This window comes from Flavobacterium sp. LM5 (assembly GCF_002017945.1).
Taxonomy (GTDB): domain Bacteria; phylum Bacteroidota; class Bacteroidia; order Flavobacteriales; family Flavobacteriaceae; genus Flavobacterium; species Flavobacterium succinicans.
This window is the reverse complement of sequence record NZ_MUFX01000063.1, coordinates 1-6,106: the sequence shown is the minus strand read 5'-3', so window position 1 is coordinate 6,106 and position 6,106 is coordinate 1. Positions and strand designations below refer to the sequence as shown.

Sequence of the window (6,106 nt, the reverse complement as noted above, 5' to 3'; positions counted from 1 at the left end):
ACTCAATAGTCAAGTGTCTTTCTTCTCTGATAATCTTGACTTTATCTCCTATTTTTTGTTTTAAATCCATGTCGCTAAAAATACTTTTATGCCTACAATTGTACTGCATACTATTGTAGGCTTATTTTTCTAGTTGTTAACAAATAAAAAATTGCTAATTTGGAATACTGTATGCCTTTCCAAATCGTCAACTTGCAATTTCCCACTAAAAAAAGTACTTTTATGATAAAATAAGTCCATTTGAAACCTATTTACAAAAAAGCATCGCCATTATACGCCGAATTCTTCTGGAATTATGGCGTATTCTTGCTTTTGCTTCTATTGATTCATTTACCTTTTGTGCAACGATTCGCCAAAAATCAGGCGTTGCCTATTTGCAAAATAAAATCAAAACGACTGTCCAAATCGATACCCTTTCGTTTGGATTGTTCCAACCCATTCGTGTGAAAGGCCTCTTTTTGGCCGACCAAAAAAAAGATACTTTAATTGCAGGTCGTGAACTCAACGTGGACATCAATTGGCTGGATTTGGCTAGTAATCAACTAACGTTCAGTAGTATTGCATTAGATGGCGTCACGATTAAAGTGGACCAAAATAACCGCGGAAAATTCAATTTCGACTATATCCTTAAGGCTTTTGAAAGTACCGATCCACCTAAGGAAACTTCCTCCAATGCTATGGCGATCGTCTTGCAAAAAATCAAGTTGAATCAAGTGCGTTTGGTCTATCAACAGGCCAAAGATCCTTTGCAAACCAATATAAAAATCAAGCATTTTGATACGCAATTCCAAACCTTCGATTTGGAAAATCAAATAGTGGCTATTCCAAAAATCAATCTTGTGGGTCTGACGGCTACTATTAGCCAAACGCTAACTACTTCACTACAAAAAATTGCGCCAAACGCGATTGTTTTACCTCCAAATCGTCCGTGGAAAGTATCGGTAGGTGAAATTGATTTGAAAAAAGTGCATGTAGACTATGCCGAGAGCAGCCAAAAAATGAAAGGACAGGTTTCCTTTAGACGTTGGTACACCAAACTAGAACTGTTGGATTTGGCTAATGAATTAGTGGTGATCAACAAAACCCAATTCGAGAATTTGCGAGGCGCAGTATCTTTAGGAAAAACTACTTCAATAGCTGCTCCCTCTACAGAAACTCCACAAACAAAACCCAATGCGTGGGAGGTAAAAATCAAACAAACGGAAGTGGCACAACTGTTTTTTCAGTGGGACAATCACAATGTCAATCCTATTACAAAAGGTTTAGATTTTAATCATTTGCAATTAAAAAACAGCCATTTCAAGCCAAGAATTTCCATTACACTTCACAATCTATTGCCGCCAACATTGTAGCTTTTGCAGGAAAAGAACAAAGTGGTTTGCAAATCGACTCCTTGCATACCGATTTTTTCTACGGTCCTAGAAACAGCTATTTGAAAAAATTATATCTCAAAACTCCTCAAACGGTAGTGCGCAATGAGGTGCTTATTGGGTATCCTTCTATTGCTCAAGTGGCTAAAAATCCAAAAGAAATAAGTATTAAAGCCAACATTAGCAATAGCAAATTAGGTTTTAAAGATGTATTGCTACTGGCGCCACAATTGGCAAAAACCAACCCATTTGATAGTAATCCAAATGACATTTTGATCCTAAACAGTGTCGTTTCGGGCAAATTAAATTGCCTCGAAATTCCAAATCTCGAACTCAGCGGCATCGGAAAAACAAAACTAAAAGCTAGTGGACGCATCCTTGACTGCCCGATATGGACAAAGCACAATTTGATATTGCTTTGCAAAATTTTGAATCCACTGCCAAAGATATTGCGGTTTTCGCTCCAAAAGGAAGTCTTCAAAAAAACGTGACTTTACCTTCAAAGCTCAGTGCCAAAGGAAGTTTTAAAGGAACGATGCATTCGTTTTTAACCGATTTGGCCCTACAAAGTAGTTTTGGATCCGCCAAAGTAAAGGCTTCTTCGATCAAAGTATAAAAAATCAACCCAAATATAACGCACAAGTCGAATGGATTCGTTTTGACTTAGGGCGACTGCTACAGCAAAAAGAGCTAGGTAAAATTTCAGCTAAAACCAAGATCATAGGAACGGGATTCGATCCAAAAACAGCGAAAATTAAGGCCTCTGGAACTATTTCTAATGTGATGTATAACCAATACAGCTATCAAAATTTTGGTTTTTCCGCTACCGCAACAACGGATTTTATACTACACATGCCACAATCAATGATGCCAACTTGAGCGCCAAAATTGACGCCAATGGAGATTGGAAAGATAAATTTCCAAAAGGAACCGTAAAACTCAATTTGGATATTGCCGATTTAGAAAAACTACACCTCCATGCCGGCCCTTAAAGTTAAAAGGAGAAATGGATGCCTCCATACTTGCCGCCGATTTGAATTTTTTTAACAGGTACAGTCACTGCACATCATTTGGTGGTGACCAACGAAAAAGGCAGTTTTCCGATAGATTCTATTGCTATACAAACCGCAGCCAATGCCGAAAAAACGACTTTAACGCTTGACACTGGTTTCCTTCAAGCCTCAATCGAGGGCGGTTTTCAATGGACTGCTATTGGTGGAGCACTTGAGCGTTCCCTCCGCTCCTACTTTAGCACCCAACCTATCAAAACCATCAAACCTGGGCCTGCTCAGCAATTTTCTTTCCACCTCGCCACCAAGGAAAGTCCGATTTTTGGACAATTGGTACCAAATCTAAAAGAAATGGCGCCTGTTACAATTAGTGGAAATTACCAATCGTTTCTGATTCCTTAGCCTTACAAATACAGGTTCCAAAATTAGCACTCGGCGATCAAGTAATTACCAATGCTACTTTCGACTTAAATACTGCCAATAAAGCGTTGCACTATCAACTACAAATTGCTGCAATCACCAATCCTCAAATGCAATTGCCCATGACGGTGTTCGCTGGAAAAGTGGCTAATAATCAAATCGATTATGCATTGCAAGTAAAAGATATAAATAACAAAGAGCGCTATAGCCTTGCTGGAGCTATGAATAGCGAAAAGCACGCTTTAGTACATGCATGTATAAAGCGTGCTTTTCGCTATTCATAGCTCCAGCAAGGCTATAGCGCTCTTTGTTATTTATATCTTTTACTTGCAATGCATAATCGATTTGATTATTAGCCACTTTTCCAGCGAACACCGTCATGGGCAATTGCATTTGAGGATTGGTGATTGCAGCAATTTGTAGTTGATAGTGCAACGCTTTATTGGCAGTATTTAAGTCGAAAGTAGCATTGGTAATTACTTGATCGCCGAGTGCTAATTTTGGAACCTGTATTTGTAAGGCTAAGGAATCAGAAACCGATTGGTAATTTCCACTAATTGTAACAGGCGCCATTTCTTTTAGATTTGGTACCAATTGTCCAAAAATCGGACTTTCCTTGGTGGCGAGGTGGAAAGAAAATTGCTGAGCAGGCCCAGGTTTGATGGTTTTGATAGGTTGGGTGCTAAAGTAGGAGCGGAGGGAACGCTCAAGTGCTCCACCAATAGCAGTCCATTGAAAACCGCCCTCGATTGAGGCTTGAAGGAAACCAGTGTCAAGCGTTAAAGTCGTTTTTTCGGCATTGGCTGCGGTTTGTATAGCAATAGAATCTATCGGAAAACTGCCTTTTTCGTTGGTCACCACCAAATGATGTGCAGTGACTGTACCTGTTAAAAAATTCAAATCGCGGCAAGTATGGAGGCATCCATTTCTCCTTTTAACTTTAAGGGGCCGGCATGGAGGTGTAGTTTTTCTAAATCGGCAATATCCAAATTGAGTTTTACGGTTCCTTTTGGAAATTTATCTTTCCAATCTCCATTGGCGTCAATTTTGGCGCTCAAGTTGGCATCATTGATTGTGGCATGTGTAGTATAAAATCCGTTGTTGGCGGTAGCGGAAAAACCAAAATTTTGATAGCTGTATTGGTTATACATCACATTAGAAATAGTTCCAGAGGCCTTAATTTTCGCTGTTTTTGGATCGAATCCCGTTCCTATGATCTTGGTTTTAGCTGAAATTTTACCTAGCTCTTTTTGCTGTAGCAGTCGCCCTAAGTCAAAACGAATCCATTCGACTTGTGCGTTATATTTGGGTTGATTTTTTATACTTTGATCGAAGGAAGCCTTTACTTTGGCGGATCCAAAACTACTTTGTAGGGCCAAATCGGTTAAAAACGAATGCATCGTTCCTTTAAAACTTCCTTTGGCACTGAGCTTTGAAGGTAAAGTCACGTTTTTTGGAAGACTTCCTTTTGGAGCGAAAACCGCAATATCTTTGGCAGTGGATTCAAAATTTTGCAAAGCAATATCAAATTGTGCTTTGTCCATATCGGGCAGTCCAAGGATGCGTCCACTAGCTTTTAGTTTTGTTTTTCCGATGCCGCTGAGTTCGAGATTTGGAATTTCGAGGCAATTTAATTTGCCCGAAACGACACTGTTTAGGATCAAAATGTCATTTGGATTACTATCAAATGGGTTGGTTTTTGCCAATTGTGGCGCCAGTAGCAATACATCTTTAAAACCTAATTTGCTATTGCTAATGTTGGCTTTAATACTTATTTCTTTTGGATTTTTAGCCACTTGAGCAATAGAAGGATACCCAATAAGCACCTCATTGCGCACTACCGTTTGAGGAGTTTTGAGATATAATTTTTTCAAATAGCTGTTTCTAGGACCGTAGAAAAAATCGGTATGCAAGGAGTCGATTTGCAAACCACTTTGTTCTTTTCCTGCAAAAGCTACAATGTTGGCGGCAATAGATTGTGAAGTGTAATGGAAATTCTTGGCTTTTGAAATGGCTGTTTTTTAATTGCAAATGATTAAAATCTAAACCTTTTGTAATAGGATTGACATTGTGATTGTCCCACTGAAAAAACAGTTGTGCCACTTCCGTTTGTTTGATTTTTACCTCCCACGCATTGGGTTTTGTTTGTGGAGTTTCTGTAGAGGGAGCAGCTATTGAAGTAGTTTTTCCTAAAGATACTGCGCCTCGCAAATTCTCGAATTGGGTTTTGTTGATCACCACTAATTCATTAGCCAAATCCAACAGTTCTAGTTTGGTGTACAACGTCTAAAGGAAACCTGTCCTTTCATTTTTGGCTGCTCTCGGCATAGTCTACATGCACTTTTTTCAAATCAATTTCACCTACCGATACTTTCCACGGACGATTTGGAGGTAAAACAATCGCGTTTGGCGCAATTTTTTGTAGTGAAGTAGTTAGCGTTTGGCTAATAGTAGCCGTCAGACCCACAAGATTGATTTTTGGAATAGCCACTATTTGATTTTCCAAATCGAAGGTTTGGAATTGCGTATCAAAATGCTTGATTTTTATATTGGTTTGCAAAGGATCTTTGGCCTGTTGATAGACCAAACGCACTTGATTCAACTTGATTTTTTGCAAGACGATCGCCATAGCATTGGAGGAAGTTTCCTTAGGTGGATCGGTACTTTCAAAAGCCTTAAGGATATAGTCGAAATTGAATTTTCCGCGGTTATTTTGGTCCACTTTAATCGTGACGCCATCTAATGCAATACTACTGAACGTTAGTTGATTACTAGCCAAATCCAGCCAATTGATGTCCACGTTGAGTTCACGACCTGCAATTAAAGTATCTTTTTTTTGGTCGGCCAAAAAGAGGCCTTTCACACGAATGGGTTGGAACAATCCAAACGAAAGGTATCGATTTGGACAGTCGTTTTGATTTTATTTTGCAAATAGGCAACGGCCTGATTTTTGGCGAATCGTTGCACAAAAGGTAAATGAATCAATAGAAGCAAAAGCAAGAATACGCCATAATTCCAGGAAGAATTCGGCGTATAATGGCGATGCTTTTTTGTAAATAGGGTTTCAAATGGACTTATTTTATCATAAAAGTACTTTTTTTAGTGGGAAATTGCAAGTTGACGATTTGGAAAGGCATACAGTATTCCAAATTAGCAATTTTTTATTTGTTAACAACTAGAAAAATAAGCCTACAATAGTATGCAGTACAATTGTAGGCATAAAAGTATTTTTAGCGACATGGATTTAAAACAAAAAATAGGAGATAAAGTCAAGATTATCAGAGAAGAAAGACACTTGACTATTGA

7 protein-coding genes are annotated in these 6,106 nt (G+C 38.7%); 4 read left to right on the top strand and 3 right to left on the bottom strand.

Features of this window, described 5'->3' with window-relative positions; genetic code table 11:
- Positions 1–374 precede the first annotated feature (374 nt).
- The 3 genes from BXU11_RS17625 to BXU11_RS17610 all read left to right on the top strand — a co-directional run bounded on the left by BXU11_RS17625 (position 375) and on the right by BXU11_RS17610 (position 2,782).
- Positions 375–1,352, top strand: a complete 978-nt coding sequence (locus BXU11_RS17625; protein ID WP_078213412.1) for a hypothetical protein — start codon at positions 375–377, stop codon at positions 1,350–1,352.
- Between the two features lie 409 nt (positions 1,353–1,761).
- Entirely contained in the window at positions 1,762–1,986 is a 225-nt protein-coding gene (locus BXU11_RS17615) for a hypothetical protein (protein ID WP_078213410.1), read from the top strand.
- Positions 1,987–2,446: 460 nt separating this feature from the next.
- On the top strand, positions 2,447–2,782 hold the full coding sequence (locus tag BXU11_RS17610; protein WP_139363558.1) for a hypothetical protein: 336 nt from the start codon (positions 2,447–2,449) through the stop codon (positions 2,780–2,782).
- A gap of 237 nt (positions 2,783–3,019) precedes the next feature.
- On the opposite strand, the gene BXU11_RS17605 is transcribed toward BXU11_RS17610, so the two are convergent.
- A complete protein-coding gene (locus BXU11_RS17605; RefSeq protein WP_078213408.1) occupies positions 3,020–3,700 on the bottom strand; it encodes a hypothetical protein in 681 nt (226 codons plus the stop codon).
- Positions 3,697–4,674, bottom strand: a complete 978-nt coding sequence (locus BXU11_RS17600; protein WP_139363557.1) for a hypothetical protein — start codon at positions 4,672–4,674, stop codon at positions 3,697–3,699. The genes BXU11_RS17605 and BXU11_RS17600 overlap by 4 nt, the downstream gene beginning before the upstream one ends.
- A gap of 239 nt (positions 4,675–4,913) precedes the next feature.
- On the opposite strand from BXU11_RS17600, the gene BXU11_RS17975 reads away from it, so the two are divergent.
- Entirely contained in the window at positions 4,914–5,090 is a 177-nt protein-coding gene (locus tag BXU11_RS17975; RefSeq protein WP_189318573.1) for a hypothetical protein, read from the top strand.
- Positions 5,091–5,105: 15 nt separating this feature from the next.
- On the opposite strand, the gene BXU11_RS17590 is transcribed toward BXU11_RS17975, so the two are convergent.
- Complete coding sequence (locus BXU11_RS17590; RefSeq protein WP_078213405.1) at positions 5,106–5,663, bottom strand: hypothetical protein; 558 nt, start codon at positions 5,661–5,663, stop codon at positions 5,106–5,108.
- Positions 5,664–6,106: the final 443 nt, after the last annotated feature.

Bases quoted from the DNA above. Each gene is read 5' to 3' on its own strand.
- BXU11_RS17615 (WP_078213410.1), top strand. From the start codon at position 1,762: ATGGACAAAGCACAATTTGATATTGCTTTGCAAAATTTTGAATCCACT.